The sequence below is a fragment of the Vibrio sinaloensis DSM 21326 genome, assembly GCF_000189275.1.
GTDB lineage: Bacteria > Pseudomonadota > Gammaproteobacteria > Enterobacterales > Vibrionaceae > Vibrio > Vibrio sinaloensis.
Window position 1 is genome coordinate 88025 of the sequence record NZ_AEVT01000008.1, and the last position, 17960, is coordinate 105984.

At 47.3% G+C, this 17960-nt stretch carries 14 protein-coding genes; 7 read left to right on the forward strand and 7 right to left on the reverse strand.

Going from position 1 to position 17960, the window contains the following annotated elements:
- Entirely contained in the window at window positions 1–771 is a 771-nt protein-coding gene (locus RH45_RS02035) for an ABC transporter permease (RefSeq protein WP_008073235.1), read from the forward strand.
- A 73-nt stretch (window positions 772–844) separates the two neighbouring features.
- Here the strand turns inward: RH45_RS02035 and panC are convergent, their stop codons facing one another.
- From panC to sfsA, 7 genes are all read right to left on the reverse strand, one after another.
- Complete coding sequence (panC, locus tag RH45_RS02040; RefSeq protein ID WP_008073236.1) at window positions 845–1744, reverse strand: pantoate--beta-alanine ligase; 900 nt, start codon at window positions 1742–1744, stop codon at window positions 845–847.
- An 11-nt stretch (window positions 1745–1755) separates the two neighbouring features.
- The gene (gene panB, locus RH45_RS02045; RefSeq protein WP_008073237.1) at window positions 1756–2550 is read right to left on the reverse strand and encodes a 3-methyl-2-oxobutanoate hydroxymethyltransferase; all 795 of its coding nucleotides are present in this window, start codon (window positions 2548–2550) and stop codon (window positions 1756–1758) included.
- Window positions 2551–2572: 22 nt separating this feature from the next.
- Complete coding sequence (folK, locus tag RH45_RS02050) at window positions 2573–3058, reverse strand: 2-amino-4-hydroxy-6-hydroxymethyldihydropteridine diphosphokinase (RefSeq protein WP_008073239.1); 486 nt, start codon at window positions 3056–3058, stop codon at window positions 2573–2575.
- Window positions 3058–4422, reverse strand: a complete 1365-nt coding sequence (pcnB, locus tag RH45_RS02055; protein ID WP_008073240.1) for a polynucleotide adenylyltransferase PcnB — start codon at window positions 4420–4422, stop codon at window positions 3058–3060. The genes folK and pcnB overlap by 1 nt, the downstream gene beginning before the upstream one ends.
- Before the next feature lie 80 nt (window positions 4423–4502).
- Entirely contained in the window at window positions 4503–5393 is an 891-nt protein-coding gene (gene gluQRS / locus RH45_RS02060; protein WP_008073248.1) for a tRNA glutamyl-Q(34) synthetase GluQRS, read from the reverse strand.
- 61 nt (window positions 5394–5454) lie between these two features.
- Window positions 5455–5901, reverse strand: a complete 447-nt coding sequence (gene dksA, locus RH45_RS02065) for an RNA polymerase-binding protein DksA (RefSeq protein ID WP_005475686.1) — start codon at window positions 5899–5901, stop codon at window positions 5455–5457.
- Between the two features lie 137 nt (window positions 5902–6038).
- Complete coding sequence (gene sfsA, locus RH45_RS02070) at window positions 6039–6752, reverse strand: DNA/RNA nuclease SfsA (RefSeq protein ID WP_008073266.1); 714 nt, start codon at window positions 6750–6752, stop codon at window positions 6039–6041.
- Window positions 6753–6806: 54 nt separating this feature from the next.
- Between sfsA and hrpB the strand changes: the two genes are divergently transcribed.
- The 6 genes from hrpB (at window position 6807) to glnK (ending at window position 17927) form a co-directional block, all read left to right on the forward strand.
- Window positions 6807–9266, forward strand: coding sequence for an ATP-dependent helicase HrpB (gene hrpB, locus RH45_RS02075; RefSeq protein ID WP_008073267.1), 2460 nt, complete (start codon window positions 6807–6809; stop codon window positions 9264–9266).
- A 2-nt stretch (window positions 9267–9268) separates the two neighbouring features.
- The gene (gene mrcB / locus RH45_RS02080) at window positions 9269–11629 is read left to right on the forward strand and encodes a penicillin-binding protein 1B (protein WP_008073268.1); all 2361 of its coding nucleotides are present in this window, start codon (window positions 9269–9271) and stop codon (window positions 11627–11629) included.
- A gap of 113 nt (window positions 11630–11742) precedes the next feature.
- Window positions 11743–13980 carry a patatin-like phospholipase family protein gene (locus RH45_RS02085; RefSeq protein ID WP_050796242.1) on the forward strand — a complete coding sequence of 746 codons (2238 nt, stop codon included), beginning with the start codon at window positions 11743–11745 and terminating at the stop codon, window positions 13978–13980.
- Window positions 13981–14279: 299 nt separating this feature from the next.
- Window positions 14280–16868 (forward strand): bifunctional aconitate hydratase 2/2-methylisocitrate dehydratase, encoded by a 2589-nt coding sequence (acnB, locus tag RH45_RS02090; protein WP_008073270.1) that lies wholly within the window; start codon window positions 14280–14282, stop codon window positions 16866–16868.
- Between the two features lie 160 nt (window positions 16869–17028).
- Window positions 17029–17400 (forward strand): YacL family protein, encoded by a 372-nt coding sequence (locus RH45_RS02095; RefSeq protein ID WP_039958124.1) that lies wholly within the window; start codon window positions 17029–17031, stop codon window positions 17398–17400.
- 188 nt (window positions 17401–17588) lie between these two features.
- On the forward strand, window positions 17589–17927 hold the full coding sequence (gene glnK, locus RH45_RS02100; protein ID WP_004742633.1) for a P-II family nitrogen regulator: 339 nt from the start codon (window positions 17589–17591) through the stop codon (window positions 17925–17927).
- Window positions 17928–17960 lie beyond the last annotated feature (33 nt).

Genomic DNA, 17960 nt, shown 5'->3' on the forward strand with positions numbered 1-17960 from the left:
ATGTATCAGTTGTATTGGACTGCATTTCGCAGCCTGCTGGCAAAAGAAATCAATCGATTTACTCGTATTTGGGTTCAGACCTTAGTCCCCCCCGCTATTACGATGACACTCTATTTCATCATTTTTGGTAGCTTGATTGGCTCGCGTATCGGAGAGATGAATGGCTTCAGTTACATGGAGTATATCGTGCCGGGGCTTATTATGATGTCGGTGATCACCAACTCTTATTCCAATGTTGCTTCCTCTTTCTTTAGCGCGAAGTTCCAACGTAATATTGAAGAGCTGCTAGTGGCTCCTGTCCCGAACTACGTGATCATTTGGGGCTTTGTCATGGGGGGCGTGGTACGTGGCTTACTGGTCGGCACTATCGTGACTTTCGTTTCGCTGTTCTTTGTTGATCTGCAAGTGGATCATTGGGGAATCATTATCGCGACGGTGTTCATGACCTCTGTGGTATTTTCACTAGGAGGGTTGATCAACGCCGTATACGCTAAGACATTTGATGATATTTCAATTATCCCAACTTTTGTACTGACGCCGCTGACTTACTTGGGAGGGGTGTTCTATTCGATCAGCTTACTTCCTGAATTTTGGCAAGGAGTGTCGAAAATCAACCCAATCGTCTACATGGTGAATGCGTTCCGTTATGGTTTTTTGGGTGTGTCGGATGTCGGCATTGTGACTTCATTTGGGGTGTTAGGGATTTTCGTTGTTGTTCTGTATGCGGTCGCGCATTACTTAGTGACCAAAGGGATTGGTTTAAGAAGCTAATCTATCTGGATAACTACAGTTACGGATACAAAAAAGGGTTGGCCTCAGGCCAACCCTTTATTTTTACTGTTTTTTATTCAGCGTTTTCTGATGATGTCTCTTCGGTCTCTTCTTTGCTTTCAACCGCCATTTCAACAACTTGGTTATCGATTAGACGAGCTTGTCCCAAGAAGGCAGACATTAATATCACTGCCTGAGTGGTGTCTGCACTTATTGCTTGAAGCGTTCGAGCGTCGCGAATGAAGATCTCATCTGGCTGCAATCCAGCTGCTCGAAGTTGGTCGTTAGCATCTTCAATGATAGAAGCGTAATCATCACGACCTCCGCGCATCGCGCTGCTAATCCAACGCATTGTACGAGCAAGTACAGGGGCTCGCTGGCGCTCATCCAAAGTCAGTAGACCGTTACGAGAACTCATCGCTAGACCGTCCATTTCGCGCACGGTTGGTACACCGATGATCTCGATATCCAGCGCAAGATCAGACGTCATCTTGCGGATTACCGCCAGTTGCTGGAAGTCTTTCTCACCAAAACAGGCGACATCCGGTTGAACAATGTTAAACAGCTTGGTCACTATGGTCGATACGCCACGGAAGTGGCCCGGGCGAGATGCACCTTCAAGAATGTTCGACAATCCAGGCACCTCAACGGCGGTCTGCTTGTCTAGACCTTCTGGGTAGATAATCTCAGGTGTAGGGGTAAAGACTACCTCCACCGCTTCACCATTAAGTTTGGCGAGATCATCCTCTAGGGTACGTGGGTAATTATTAAGATCGTCTGCACGTTCAAATTGCATCGGATTAACAAATATACTGACCACAACCACATCTGCATGTTCACGCGCTTTACGTACCAGAGTCAGGTGCCCTTCATGCAGGTTACCCATGGTCGGAACAAAAGCGACAGTGCGACCGTCTCGCTTATACTGTTTAATTTGCTCACGAAGAGCAGCAATTTCAGCAAAAGTCTGCATCAACATTATCCTTAAGCAATAGTATGTGCTTCGTCTGGGAAAGCACCGCTTTCGACATCTTGTTTGTATTTTGCGACAGCTTTACGTAAGTCACCAGTTTCAGCAAGGAAGTTTTTCGAGAACTTAGGCATGTAGTTGGCTGCAATACCAAACATGTCGTGCATAACCAAGATCTGACCATCGGTTACGTTACCTGCGCCAATGCCGATTACCGGTACATCACACACTTCAGTGATGCGCGCCGCAAGCTCTTGAGGAACACATTCAAGGAGAATAATTTGAGCGCCAGCTTCTTGCAGAGCAAGGGCGTCACGGACCATACGATCGGCTTTCTCTTGTTCACGACCTTGAACTTTAAAACCGCCGAAGATATTGACTGACTGAGGCGTTAAACCAAGATGAGCACAAACGGGAACGGCACGCTCAGTCAGCATTTTTACAGTATCGACTAACCAGTCGCCACCTTCTAATTTCACCATGTTTGCCCCAGCGCGCATGAGCTTACCAGCGCTCTCACACGCTTGTTCTGGAGTGGCGTAACTCATGAATGGCATGTCCGCCATCAATAGGCAGTTAGGGCTACCTGCGCGAACACAGCGCGTGTGGTAGGCGATCTCTTCAACCGTGACCGGTAAAGTAGACGATTCTCCCTGAAGAACCATACCTAATGAGTCGCCAACCAATAACACTGGCATTTCTTGGCTTTCAAACAATTGCGCGAAGCTCGCGTCATAAGCGGTAGAAGTGGCAAATTTACGACCTTCTTGCTTCCATTTCATCAAGTCGCTAATAGTAATTTTTTTCATGATTTTTCCTTACAGGAGTTGGCTATGATTGCCAAATACGCAGACCGTTTTGCTCAACGACTTTGAGTAAGTCTTCCAGTCTGGTCCCACATGGGAGGGTTAAATTTGGTGCGATTTCTGTAAGCGGGTAGAGAACGAACTCTCGCTCTTTCATTCCATAATGAGGAACGACTAAGCGCTCAGAATCAATCACCTCATTGCCATAAAGAATGATATCGAGATCTAAGGTTCTTGGGCCCCAGCGTTCATCTTTACGGACACGCCCTTGCTCTAGTTCAATTGCTTGGGTGCAATCGAGTAGTTCAATTGGCGTTAATTCAGTTGTTAGTTCAACCACGGCATTGATGTAATCGGGTTGATTTTGAGGCCCCATCGGGGTGCTACTATAAAGGCTCGATGCTCGAACAAATTGCGATTTAGGCACAGTTTTTAGCGCTTCTATCGCGCTATTAGCTTGTGCCACAGGGTCGGCAAGATTACTGCCGACCGCGATAAACACAGTGATCATTAGGATGCCTTCGCCTTCTTCTTGCGGTAGGTCTTACGTCGGCGCTGTCTTGGTTGACCATCGCTGCTTGGGTCTAAATCGGCAACCATGGCTTGGCGCATATTGCGTCCAGCACCTTGGAAGGTATCCCACCATTTGGCTAGCTGCTGGGTTTCCCCTTGCTCGATTTCACCACGCATTTCCAAAAAGTCGAAGCCGGCGCGGAACTTATTCAGTTCCATTAAGCGGAATGCGCGCTTGCCATTGCGTCTTGGCATTCTCAACTGCAATTGCCAAATTTCGCGGATTGTTGCGGTGTGACGACGTGGAATGGCAATCGAACGTACTTGATCATCAAGAATCATGTTGCTGGCTTCCATGATTGCGTCGTAGTGAGCCAGATTACGTTTTTCCATCAGTTGTTCCGCTTTGGCTTGCAGCGGATACCATAGCATCGCAGCGAACATGAACGCTGGGTTAATACGTTTGCCTTCCTCGATGCGCTGATCGGTTGAGTCGAGTACTAGATCCAACATCTGTTCGGTTGGAGAGTCATAGTCTTCGGTAAAGAACTCAGCGATGGTTGGGAAGAGTTGCTGGAACAGGTTGTATTCACGCATCAGGTGATAGGTTTCTAAACCGTGACCCGATTGCAGCATCTTGAGTGATTCTTCGTAGAGACGTGCTGGTGGAATATCTCGCAAAAGTACCGCCATATCTTCAATCGGTGCAGCAGTATCTTCTTCAATGTCAAAGTCGAGCTTCACCGCAAAACGGATAGCTCGCAGCATGCGAACCGGGTCTTCACGATAACGAGTTTCAGGATCACCAATCAGGCGTACCAATTTATCTTCGAGGTCTTCGATACCGCCTGCATAATCATGAATTGAATAGTCTGCAATGCTGTAGTACATCGCATTGATGGTGAAATCACGACGCTCAGCATCTTCATCAATGGTGCCATACACATTGTCACGTAACAGCATGCCTTCTTTGGATTGCTGTGACACATTTTTGCTCGGCTCTTGATGGTGGCCACGGAAAGTCGCAACTTCAATAATATCGCGGCCAAACATGATATGCGCGAGACGGAAGCGACGGCCGATTAGACGACAGTTTTTGAATAACTGACGAATTTGTTCTGGCGTTGCGTTGGTCGCAATATCAAAATCTTTTGGTTGTTGACCCAGCAGAGAGTCACGTACACCGCCACCAACCAAATAGGCATCAAAGCCTGCGCCATGAAGTCGGTATAGCACCTTCAATGCATTGTCGCTGATCTTCTTACGCGAGACGTTGTGCTCTTGGCGAGTGATGATATTCAGAGATAGCTCTGGGTATATGTTCTTTTCGCTTGGTGTATAGTCGTTTTTGTTCATGTGCATCTGGCAATAATATGGTGAAAACCAACCTTGCTACAGGCTAAATTGGTGCCCTTCAGGGCGAATTTGCGGCTAATAATAGCTTACAGCGAGCGGTTTGAGAATCTCGGTGTGATCTCGATCGAGGCTGGTAACTGTGTTACCTGCCATTGACTCACCCCCCATTGTACGATTTCTCTTACGCTAGCATCGATAATATCTTTAGTTATTTCAAAGCCTAAGAATCTCATTGCATCTAATAATGCAGGTTTCGGGTTATTAATATCAATAGCCGGAGCATGATTCTGTTTAGATAGCTTTTGGCCATTATCTCCCAATGCGAGCGGCAGGTGTAGATAACCCACTTCTGGTTTGCCTAGCATTTGGTAAAGGCTTATCTGGCGACCTGTCGGTTCAATCAGATCTGCGCCACGTACCACTTCGGTAACGCCTTGGTCTATGTCGTCTAATACTACGGCAAGGTTATAAGCAAATAAGCCATCACGACGTTTTATAATGAAATCTTCATCTGCGAGCGCGTGTGGTATTGCGAGTTGACCATGCTTAACGTCATCAAACTGGTAGACGGGATGCGTCATTTTAAGACGAATCGCGCAGTTTTCGGGAGAGGTCAGTCTCAAATTACGGCAAGTCCCCGTATAAAAGCCGCCCGTTTGCTTGATTTGTTTTCGAGTGCATTGGCAATAGTAAGCTTGACCGGATTCAAGCCACTGATCAATTTGCTGTTGATAGCGCGAATGGCGTTGGCTTTGGTAGACCACTTCACCGTCCCAATGCAGTTGATAAGCGTCTAAGGTTTTTAGAATCAAGCTTGCAGCACCAGGCATTTCTCGTGGTGGATCAAGATCCTCAATACGAACCAACCATTGACCTTGATGTACCTTGGCTTGAAAGTAACTGCCCAGAGCAGCGACGAGTGAGCCGAAGTGAAGTGGGCCAGATGGTGAAGGGGCAAAGCGACCGATGTAACTCATAGTAATTTCTAAAGCAAAAAGGGAGCCAAAGCTCCCTTTCAAATTATGTTAAAACAGGTCATTAACCTTGCATTTGCTTCTCTTTGATCTCTGCAAGTGTCTTACAGTCGATACAAAGGTCGGCAGTTGGACGAGCTTCGAGACGACGAATACCAATCTCAATGCCGCAAGAGTCACAGAAGCCAAACTCATCTTCTTCGATCTTGTTTAGCGTTTTTTCGATCTTCTTGATCAAACGACGCTCACGATCGCGGTTGCGAAGTTCAAGGCTGAACTCTTCTTCTTGTGATGCACGGTCAACTGGATCTGGGAAATTTGCCGCTTCGTCCTGCATGTGGTGAACAGTGCGATCAACTTCTTCCCTGAGCTGGTTGCGCCAAGCTGTCAAAATTTTTGTAAAATGAGCCATCTGCTCTGGTGACATGTACTCTTCACCAGCTTTCTCTTGGTATGGCTCAACCCCTGCAATGGCTAGGATGCCTAGCGCTTTTTTCTTTGATTCTGGCATGCAGCATCTCCTACTAACACCTAGTCAACTGCGCTCGCAGTTAATTTTAAGGCGGGTATCTATAGCAAAAAGAACTAATCGAGGCAAACTCTGAATCGTAAAGTTGTTGTCAATGTGAAGACGACCCACTTTTTACGTCAATTGATAAAATCAATCGCTTTGACCAGTTTTATCTCTGAGTGGTTAAGCTCTGCTTTGTAGCACATCACTTCCACTCCTTGTTCTTGCGCAGTTTTCAGTAATTGTGAATATTTGGCGTCTATATGGTGTGCGGCTGACACTTTTTCAATCCCTGAATGTAAAACAGTGAATAAAAGTACCGCTCGATATCCACATTGTGCCATTTCTGAGAGCTCTCTCAGGTGTTTCTGACCCCTTGTTGTTACAGCATCTGGGAAATACCCTTGGCCTTCAACTTTTTCATCCAATAAGGTGACGCTCTTAACTTCTATATAGCATTTTGGTTTGCTTTCTGAGTTGAGCAAGACATCAATCCGACTATTCTCATTGCCATATTTCACTTCTGTTTGAAGCTGTTCATAGCCTTGTAACTCTTCAATTACGCCAGACTCGATGGCTTCGACAGCAAGTTGGTTCGCGCGAGCGGTATTAATGCAAATACGGTGGCCCGCAGTGGTCTCACTGAGCTCCCAACTATTGGGGTACTTGCGTTTCGGGTTATCCGATGTGGAATACCACACCTTATTTCCCGGTTGTGCACAGCCCGTCATTGCTCCGGTGTTTGCGCAGTGAATCGTTCGTTCGCTGCCATCAGGCAAAGTAATGTCGGCGAGAAAGCGTTTATAACGCTTAATTAAGATTGCCGGCTCAAGTATAGGTTCAAACTTCATTTACAACTGGATTTATGTACAATATTTGCATCATTACATCACAAGGTCCTTCCATTGTCACAACTGCCTATTGAAGGCGTGATACCAGAACTGCTTTCTGGGGTTCGCGACGATAACCAACTCATTCTTAAGGCCGCCCCGGGTGCCGGTAAATCGACTTACTTTCCGCTGCAATTAGTGAAGCAAAACGTGGTGACAGGAAAGGTGATAATGCTGGAGCCAAGGCGATTGGCCGCGCGTAATATTGCTTGCTATCTTGCCAACCAGCTTGGCGAGCCTGTCGGTCAGCGCATCGGTTATCGCGTTCGAGGAGAGTCGAAAGTCAGTAGCCAGACTCAGTTAGAGATTGTGACTGAAGGGGTGTTAACTCGCATGATTCAATCGGATCCCGAGTTAAATGGCATAGATTTAGTGATCTTTGATGAATTTCACGAACGTAGCATTCATGCAGATACCGCGCTGGCTTTTTGCTTAGAGATTCAAGAGGCGCTGCGCGACGATCTTAAACTTGTGGTGATGTCGGCAACGTTGGATCAGCAGGCTTTGTGCCGTTTATTGCCTGAGGCTCGTTATGTTGAATCGCAAGGGCGGAGCTACCCTGTTGAGCATCGCTATCTGCCCGCTAAGGCCAACCAATCAATAGAAGATCTGCTCACTCAACAAATTAAGTACTTAATGAGTAACGAGCCGGGATCGCTGTTGGCTTTTTTGCCAGGCGTAGCTGCAATTAAGCGTGTCGAAGAGAAGCTGAGTGATTTTGCTGATGATATTGAAGTGTGCCCCTTATATGGCCAGTTGAGTTTCTCGCAGCAGCAAAAAGCGATTCAGCCCGCAGATGAAGGTAAGCGCAAAATTGTATTGGCAACCAATATCGCGGAAACGTCACTCACCATTGAAGGGATACGTCTCGTCGTCGACTCTGGATTAGAGCGGATTGCGAAGTTTGATTTAAAAAGCGGGGTTACCCGACTCGAGCAAGGTCGTATTGCTCGCTCTTCAGCGGAGCAGAGAGCGGGGCGAGCTGGGCGAACAGAGCCGGGCATTTGTGTTCGCTTGTACAGTGGGAATCAGTTGCAGCAGCAGCCTCACGTGCCGGCTGCGGAAATCCTTCATTCAGACCTTGCCAGCTTAGCCTTGGAACTCATTCAATGGGGAGCACAAGACGTCGCTGACTTGAAGTGGTTGGACTTACCTCCGCAAAGTGCGTTGAACCAGGCGCACGCATTACTGCGCTCACTGAAGCTTATCGATAAAAAAAGTCAGCTAACCTCAGCGGGTAAGTTGGCCATTCAGTTAGGGGTTGAGCCGAGAATGGCAGCTATGTTGGCGTTTGCTCAAACAAAGCAGATGGCCGCTGCTGCCTGCTGTGTTGTCGCTCTATTGGAAAACCCTGAGAGAAACCAAATTGATTTCTCTCACTGTGTGCACCGCTTTGTTGCTAAGCGCCATAGCAAGCAAGCCATGGTGATGCAGCGTGCTCAGCAATTGGCGAAAAAACTGGCGTGCTCGATTGAATGCCAAACGCTGGATTCATCGGATGTTGCCTTGTTGCTTGCGGTGGCATTTCCAGACCGAGTCGCCCAAATGCGTCATCAGCAAGCGGGTCGTTTCCGTTTAGCCAATGGGCATGGCGCTCAATTGGCTGATGACGAAGTGCTGGCGTCGAGTGCTTATTTGGTGGTGATCGACCTGATGCGCAGCCAAGCGGAATCATCGCGTATCTTTTCCGTGATCGAACTGGATATCGCGCACTTAGAGTCTGTTTATGGTGAGCTGTTTTCTCTTGATGAACGAGTAGATTGGGATGAAAGTAAAGGTCGCTTAATTGCGGAAGAGCAAAAAAGACTTGGCGAATTGGTGGTTGAGAAAAAAGCACTCCCGGAGCCTAGTAAAGAAAAAATGACGCAAGCTTTACTCAATTTCGTTCGCCGTAAAGGGCTTTCAGTATTACAGTGGAGCGCTCAAAGTGAGGATACCTTGCAACGTTTGCGCTGTGCGGCTGAATGGTTACCAGAAAAACCGTGGCCCAATCTGGCAGAGCAAGGTTTACTGGATGCTTTGGAATTATGGCTAGAGCCTTACTTGTCAGGTGTTCATTCAGTGAAAGGGTTGGCTAAAGTTGATTTGAACGCGGCTCTGATGGCTTATGTCGGGTGGCCATTAAATCAGGAAATCGATCAGTGGTTGCCGGTCTCTTACCAACTGCCAACGGGAACGAAGAAAAAGATACGTTACCAACAAGGACAAGAGCCGATGCTTTCGGTTCGCATGCAAGAAGTGTTTGGCGAACATACGTCGCCGCAAATTGCGTTAGGACGCAAAACCGTCGTGTTAGAGCTTTTGTCTCCAGCACAACGACCGCTTCAGGTCACTCGCGACCTCGCCAGTTTTTGGGCTGGGGCTTACAAAGAAGTGCAGAAAGAGATGAAAGGACGCTACCCAAAGCATGTTTGGCCTGATGATCCCGCTAACCATATCGCGACAACAAAAACTAAAAGACATTTTAATCAGTAATCATGACCAAGAAAAACAGCAGTACGAGCACCAAAACAACAAAAAAAACCGCTCGAAAACGTACCTCAAAACCGAGAAAACGCACCTCTAGTAAGAAGGGCCAGCGTCGCTGGTTACGAATGATTTGGAGCGTGAGCTGGAAAGCAGCACTGGCGGGATTCGCGGTGTTGTTGTTTGTCGGTATTTATCTTGATAGCGTGGTTAAGCAGCGTTTTGATGGGCAGTTGTTCGATCTGCCTACGGTGGTTTATGCGCGTATTCTAAATTTAGCCCCGGGTGAAGCCATCTCACTGAAAGAGGTGACCAACGAACTAGATGTCCTTAACTACCGTAAAGTTCGCCAGCCACGTTACCCAGGCGAGTACTCCTCATCCTCGAGTAAGATCGAACTGATTCGTCGTCCTTTTGAGTTTACCGATGGTCCTGAGCCTGATCGTCACGTGATGTTGCATTTCAACCAAAGTGGCTTAACGCGGATTCAGTCTTTGGAGCACAAAGGCGAAATGGGATATTTACGCATTGAGCCGAAAATGCTCGGGATGCTAGAAAAGAGCCACGATGAACAGCGTTTGTTCTTACGTCGCGATCAATTCCCAGAGGTGATGGTTGATGCTTTGTTAGTGACCGAAGATCGCAACTTCTATCAGCACGATGGGGTGTCACCGCTGGCGATCGCGCGTGCTATGGTCGCCAACGTGAAAGCAGGAAGAACCGTACAAGGCGGGAGTACCTTAACCCAGCAGCTTGCCAAGAATATTTTTCTATCCAGCGACCGCACATTGTGGCGTAAAGTCCGTGAAGCCTATATTGCGCTTATCTTAGACTACCGTTATAGCAAAGATCGCATTCTTGAAGCGTACTTGAATGAGGTTTACCTTGGACAAAGCCGAGGACAGGCGATTCATGGCTTTGGTTTGGCCTCGCGACTTTACTTCGGTCAACCTGTTCAAGAGTTGAGAATTGACCAACTCGCACTGCTGGTTGGCATGGTAAAAGGGCCATCTTATTACAACCCGGTTCGGTATCCTGAACGAGCTAAACAGCGCCGAGACTTGGTGCTACGCCTGATGATGCAGCAAGGTATCTTGACCGCCAACGAATTTGAAATGGCTGCGGATCGACCGCTGGATATCCAAGACAACCCGCGTATTGCGAGTCGACAACCCGCTTATTTCCAACAGCTCAAAATCGAGCTCAAAGAAAAAGTGGGCGACGTGTTCCAATCCGATGTCGGGTTACGTGTCTTCACTTCGCTTGATCCCGTTTCGCAGTTCGAGCTCGAAACCGCAATTGCGAAAAAGATCCCGCAGCTAGCCAAGGTGGCGGGTAAAGATCTTGAAGGTGCCGCCATCGCGGTCGATCGTCACACTGGCGAAATACGCGCAATGGTTGGTGGAAAACGAACTGGGTATGATGGGTTTAACCGTGCGCTCAATGCCAGTCGCCAGATTGGTTCGTTAGCGAAACCTGCCGTCTACTTAACAGCGTTAGAGCAACCGGAAAAATACAACTTAGCCACGACGCTTAACGATAAACCGTTAAGTCTTAAGGGCAGTAAAGGTTCGGTGTGGTCGCCACGTAACTATGATCGCAAGTTCCGCGGTGATGTCCCCTTGTACATTGCACTAGCCAAATCGCTCAATGTCCCGACAGTACAACTAGGCATGCGCTTAGGCATTTCTAATGTGGTGGATACATTGGAAAAACTGGGCGTCGATAGGAAGGAAGTGCGCCCGGTGCCATCGATGTTCCTTGGCTCGTTTACGCTTACGCCATTTCAAGTTGCTCAGATGTACCAAACCTTAACTAACTCGGGTCGTAGAGCTGAGTTATCTGCATTACGCTCAGTCGTGAACCTAGATGGTGAAGTGTTGTTCCAATCCTTGCCACGCTCGACGCAAACCGTCGATCAACAAGCGGCATGGCTGACGACTTACGCGATGAAGCGCGGAGTTGCTGAAGGCACAGGACGTTATCTCAATAGTCAGTTTGCTTGGGCTGCGTTAGCGGGGAAAACAGGCACCAGTAACGATACGCGCGATAGTTGGTTTGTTGGGGTTGATGGCCGAGAGGTTACCACCATTTGGCTAGGACGAGATGACAACAAGCCAACTAAACTCACTGGCTCTAGTGGTGCGCTGCGTGTTTATGCTGAGTACCTCAACCACCGTATTCCAGAAAAGCTCACTTTGCCTTGGCCTAAAGAGGTTAGCACCGTAGGCTTTCTCAAATCCGCGCAGGGCAATTTGCAGCTCGATTGTCGTAACGAGTTCAAACTCCCCGTGTGGGATCAGAGTGGGTCATTCAAAAAAAGGTGCGATAATCAACCACAAGCGTGGATCAAAAAGCTGTTTACCTGGTAATCAGTACGTTATAAAACTAGCAAGGTAAAAAGTCACCACCTCATCAGTAAAAGGAATTCAACGTGAAAAAACTGGCTTGGTTGTTGTTTGCTTACAGTTGTTCTTTACCAGCCATGGCGGCTCATCAGTCGCAGAGTGACCCTGTTGATAGAACTAAGGTTGCCGTCGTGTTGGCGGGGGGCGGCGCTAAAGGCGCGGCTCATATTGGGGTGTTAAAAGCGCTAGAAGAGCTGCGCGTGCCCGTTGACTATATAACGGGTACTAGTATGGGGGCCTATGTCGGCGGTTTGTATGCGACCGGCATGAGCGCCGATGAAATCGAAACGTTTATTGAAACCGTAGACTGGAACAATGGCTACCGTGATCGCGTCAATCGCAGTGACCGACGAGTTCGTGATAAAGAGTATGAAGATCGTTATCAACTCACCACCGATCTCGGATTACGTTGGGGTGAAGTACGAGCGGCCAAGGGCATAGTGCAGGGCCAAGGGATGCTGCGCATTCTGCGTGAGACAACAGGAAACTTGCCTCCGTTTAACTCCTTCGATGAGTTAGCGGTTCCGTATCGCTCTGTCGCGACGGACATTTTGGAGTTGGAGCCGGTTATTATAGGCGATGGCTATTTAGTCGATGCCATGATGGCAAGTATGTCGGTACCCGGAGCTTTGCCACCTTATGAAGTCGATGGACGAATGCTGGTGGATGGGGGCGTGACCAATAACATGCCTGTTGATGTCGCTCGTGATTTAGGGGCGGATGTTGTGGTGGCGGTGGATATCAGTACCGATTACAAAGATGAAGAAGATTTCACCACTTTCCTGACTGTTGCTGACCAACTCTCTAATTACTTAGTGCGCAGTACAACCAGCCGACAAGCCGAAACGTTAACCGATCAAGATGTCCTGTTACGCCCTGAAGTTGGCGAAATGGAAACGACTGAATTCGATAAGATGCCCGAAGCTTTTCGCAAGGGCTATCAAGTGGCAATGCAGAATCGAGACGCGCTTAAACGTTACAGTTTGTCTGCCGCTGAGTATCAAGATTACATTGACCACAAAGAAGAAGCGCGGAAACATCTGCGCTACGGTGATGAGATTGAAATTGACGATATTGTCATCAATAACAACACTCACTACAGCAAGCGATTACTGGAAAATCGACTCAATCTGCAAACCGGAACCACGTACAAAACCGCACAGGTAGAGCAAAGCGTTCAAGACTTGTATGCATTAGACCGTTTTGAGTTGGTGACTTATCGTTACGATGAAATTGACGGCCAGGACACCTTAGTTGTCGATGTGAATGAAAAGTCTTGGGGGCCTAACTATGTCAATTTCCGTTTCTTCCTTGAAGACGACTTTAGCACCGACAGCCAATACTCGATAGGGGTCTCGACTAACTTTACGGATCTGAACGTTCATGGCGCTGAAATTCGTACTAACGTTGAGATGGGAACAGATAAACTGATTGAAGCGGAGTTATACAGTCCTTTCCTTTCTAGTCAAAAAACCTTTACCACATTAGGTGTGACCTATAGCAAGGAAAAGCGTAACGCCCCATTTTCTGGTTTTGAAGATACGTCACTAGAGGCGACAGAGAATTTCTTACCGGTCAGTTACACTGAGTGGGTCGCAGAGGCGGCGGTTGGTTATCAGCAAACCTTGTGGCGTGAGTTTAAGCTTGGTGTCAGATACACCGATGGTGAAGGTGAGTTGTCCACCTTACCTCAGTTGGGTGATGTAACGTTCAAACGCTATGGTGCGTTCGCTAACTATCGTATTGATACACTAGACAGTTTTAGTCTGCCAACCCAAGGGGTTTACTTGGACCTCAACTATTTAGTCACGCGTGAAGAGAGTACTAACCATAATGATCTGGTTGACGAAGAGGAAGTTGAAGACACAACCTACGAGTTTAACGGCCAATTGAAGGCTGCTCATAGCATTTCAAGACATACTTTGGTCGCAAATGTTGATGTAGGAATCGTAACCAGCAAAAACTCCAGCGTACCGATCGACCCGAAAGAAATTGGTGGCTTTCTTAACTTATCGGGGATTCCGCGCAATAGTTTGATTGGCCAAAACAAAGCCTTCAGTAGCTTGGTTTATCGCTACCGTTGGTTCGATAATGATTTCGGCCTGTTTACCTCACCGTTTTATTTAGGGGCCTCGGTTGAATATGGCGGAGTGTGGTCTGATCCCGATCTAGACTACGATGAGCTGCCGTTATATATGGCGGGTTCCGTTTTCGCTGGTGTTGATTCACCAGTTGGCCCAATCATGTTCGGCTATGGTCGAACCGAACGAAAATACGATTCTGTTTATCTGATTATTGGTACCACGTTTAAGTGATTTTATTGCGATTAATGTGCTGAATAGATGATTCTTAATTGCTGGGAATCCGCGAATTAAGTGCATAAAAATCATAAAACTTTAGTCTTAAGTTGCTATGTTGGTCAAAATGATGAGATTTTAATTTATCGTTAAATTTGCTATATTACCGCCCACAGTTTGGCCTCTCTGGCGCTGTTTCTCACTCAGAACTGAATGAAAAATATGGCAAGGAGAGCCAAGTTTCCAAGGATGTTCACTCCCTTATATTTTGAATAAATAGCAATAAGAGGGAGGAACCGCAATGAGAGGAAAAAGTCGTGCTTGAAGCCTACCGTAAACACGTCGAAGAGCGTGCTGCCGAAGGAGTTGTTCCTAAACCACTAGATGCCGAGCAAGTTGCAGGCCTTGTGGAACTTCTTAAAAATCCCCCACAAGGTGAAGAAGCATTCATTCTTGACCTACTTGAGAACCGTATCCCACCAGGCGTTGATGAAGCCGCTTACGTAAAAGCCGGTTTCCTTACTGCAATTACTAAAGGTGAGGTTTCGTCACCGCTCGTAAGCAAAGAAAAAGCCGCTGAATTGCTGGGTACAATGCAAGGCGGTTACAACATTGAGCCTCTAATCGCTCTGTTGGATGACGCTGCTCTCGCCCCAATCGCTGTTAAAGCACTATCTCACACCCTACTGATGTTTGATGCCTTCTATGACGTTGAAGAGAAAGCCAAAGCAGGCAACGAGTTTGCCAAGCAAGTTCTGCAATCTTGGGCCGATGCTGAATGGTTCACGTCGAAAGAAAAAGTAGCAGAGAAGATCACGGTCAAAGTCTTTAAAGTGACCGGTGAAACGAACACCGATGACTTATCTCCAGCACCAGATGCTTGGTCACGTCCTGATATTCCAGTTCACGCGAAAGCGATGTTGAAGATGGAACGTGAAGGTATTAACCCAGATCAGCCAGGCAGTGTTGGCCCTATTAAGCAAATCGAAGAGCTGCAACAAGACGGTATTCCTCTCGCGTATGTTGGCGATGTTGTGGGTACGGGTTCTTCACGTAAATCTGCGACAAACTCTGTGCTTTGGTTTATGGGTGAAGATATCCCGTACGTACCGAACAAACGCACGGGTGGTGTGTGTCTAGGTGGTAAGATCGCGCCAATCTTCTACAACACAATGGAAGATTCTGGTGCACTACCAATCGAACTGAATGTTCAAGACATGAACATGGGCGATGTAATTGATATCTACCCATATGAAGGTGTTGTGCGTAAAGATGGTGCAGAGATCTCTAGTTTTGAGCTAAGCAAAGTATTGCTGGATGAAGTTCGTGCTGGTGGTCGTATCCCACTTATCATCGGTCGTGGCTTAACCAGCCGTGCTCGTACTTCTCTTGGTCTTGAAGAAACCGATCTGTTTGCTAAGCCAGTTGATCCATCTGCTTCAGATAAGGGCTACACATTAGCTCAGAAGATGGTGGGTAAAGCATGTGGTGTTGAAGGCGTTCGCGCAGGTCAATACTGTGAGCCTAAGATGACAACCGTCGGCTCTCAGGACACAACCGGCCCTATGACGCGTGATGAGCTAAAAGACCTTGCGTGTCTGGGCTTCTCAGCTGACCTTGTAATGCAGTCTTTCTGTCATACCTCTGCGTATCCTAAGCCAGTTGATGTTAATACTCACCACACACTCCCTGATTTCATCATGAACCGTGGCGGTGTCTCGCTACGTCCAGGTGATGGTGTTATCCACTCATGGCTAAACCGTATGTTGCTACCTGATACTGTCGGTACTGGTGGTGACTCGCATACTCGTTTCCCACTAGGTATTTCATTCCCTGCTGGTTCGGGTCTTGTAGCATTTGCTGCAGCGACGGGAGTTATGCCTCTGGATATGCCTGAATCAATCTTGGTTCGTTTTAAAGGTGAAATGCAGCCAGGTATCACGCTACGTGACCTTGTTCATGCGATTCCACTATACGGTATCAAGCAAGGTCTACTAACCGTAGAAAAAGCAGGTAAGATCAACGAGTTCTCTGGTCGTGTACTAGAAATTGAAGGTGTTGAGCACCTATCTGTTGAGCAAGCGTTTGAGCTATCAGATGCGTCTGCTGAGCGCTCTGCGGCAGGTTGTACCGTTAAGCTGTCTCAAGAGTCTATCGAAGAGTACCTAAACTCGAACATCACTATGCTTAAGTGGATGATCGCGGAAGGTTACGGTGACGTACGTACGATTGAGCGTCGTATTAAGGCAATGGAAGAGTGGTTGGCTAACCCTGAACTTCTTTCTGCTGATGCAGACGCAGAATACGCGCATATCATTGAGATTGACCTAGCGGACATCACTGAGCCAGTGCTATGTGCACCAAATGACCCAGATGATGCGCGCCTATTGTCTGAAGTACAAGGCACTGAAATCCAAGAGGTGTTCATTGGCTCTTGTATGACTAATATTGGCCACTTCCGTGCTGCAGGTAAGATGCTAGAAGAGTTTAATGGCTCTCTAAGTACTCGCCTATGGGTTGCTCCGCCAACGAAGATGGATAAAGATCAGCTAACGGAAGAAGGTTACTACGGTATCTTTGGCCGCGCTGGGGTTCGTATCGAAACTCCGGGCTGTTCTCTATGTATGGGTAACCAAGCACGTGTTGCTGACAAAGCAACGGTTATGTCAACATCAACGCGTAACTTCCCGAACCGATTAGGTACAGGTGCTAACGTTTATCTGGCGTCTGCGGAGCTTTCTGCGGTAGGTGCGATTTTAGGTCGTATTCCGACGAAAGAAGAGTACCTAGAGTATGCTCAGAAAATTGATGCGACAGCCGCTGATACATACCGTTACTTGAACTTCCACAAGATGGGACAGTACACGGAAAAAGCGGATACGGTTATTTTTCAAGAGCCAGCCTAGTTCCTCGTCATAGTTAGTTGTCGTTGCAGTCTTGTTGACTGAAACTGCAACTATCTTAGGGGATAAGAGTCATAGAGCGTCTACTTTGGTAGGCGCTTTTTTTGTGCTTGAGATAGGAACGCTATATACTCTCGGTCCAAAATTTTGAGGGTGCTGTTCAATGGAATTCGAATTTATTAGAAATACTTTAATGGGCGAATACTATGTTAAATCGAGCATGGGCCATGAGATTGTCGGTCGCTGGTTGCAAGAAGAGATCGGTAAGGATTGGCATAAGATTGCTAAAGTTGAACAGTTAACCGATCAAGCTCGCTTGGAACCACAAAAAGAACATCTACTGCTTGGTACAGAGATCAGCGTTAACATTCAGGGCGATGAGGTGATCGTGCAAGAAAATGTACTGGCTCATGGTGATGAGATGGATGCCGATAGTGAGTTTGATTTTTATGACAGTGAAAGTACCGCAAGTTGTGGTCTCGAAGACTTCGAAATCCTGTTAGAGCAATGGAAAGAGTTCCTGACTACAAAATAGATGCACAGCATTGGTGAGGCGTTATTGCCTTGCTTTATGATTGGGAAAAGGGCGCACCGAAATGGTGCGCCCTTTTTGTTTTTTATCTCAGTATTTCGCTTTGTTTTTAATTAAATCAGTCAGTTACAAAGTTGGCACGCGCCTTGGATTACTAGAAGCAACAGGAAGACAGCTTCAGAGAGGATGCGATGAAACTTATAAATGCGATTATCAAACCGTTCAAATTAGATGACGTGCGCGAAGCCCTAGCCGATGTTGGCATTGAAGGGATGACAGTGTCAGAAGTTAAAGGCTTTGGCCGTCAGAAAGGCCATACAGAGTTGTACCGTGGTGCAGAGTACCAAGTGGACTTCTTACCAAAAGTGAAGCTAGAGATAGCGACACAAGCAGAAAATGTAGATCGCGTGATTGAGGCGGTTTCAAAAGCAGCGCACACCGGAAAAATCGGTGATGGAAAAATCTTTGTGTATGACCTTAGCCAAGCGGTACGTATTCGTACTGGCGAAATGGACGCAGAAGCGCTGTAACAGCAACAAGAATTCGAAGGACTGGAGACATCA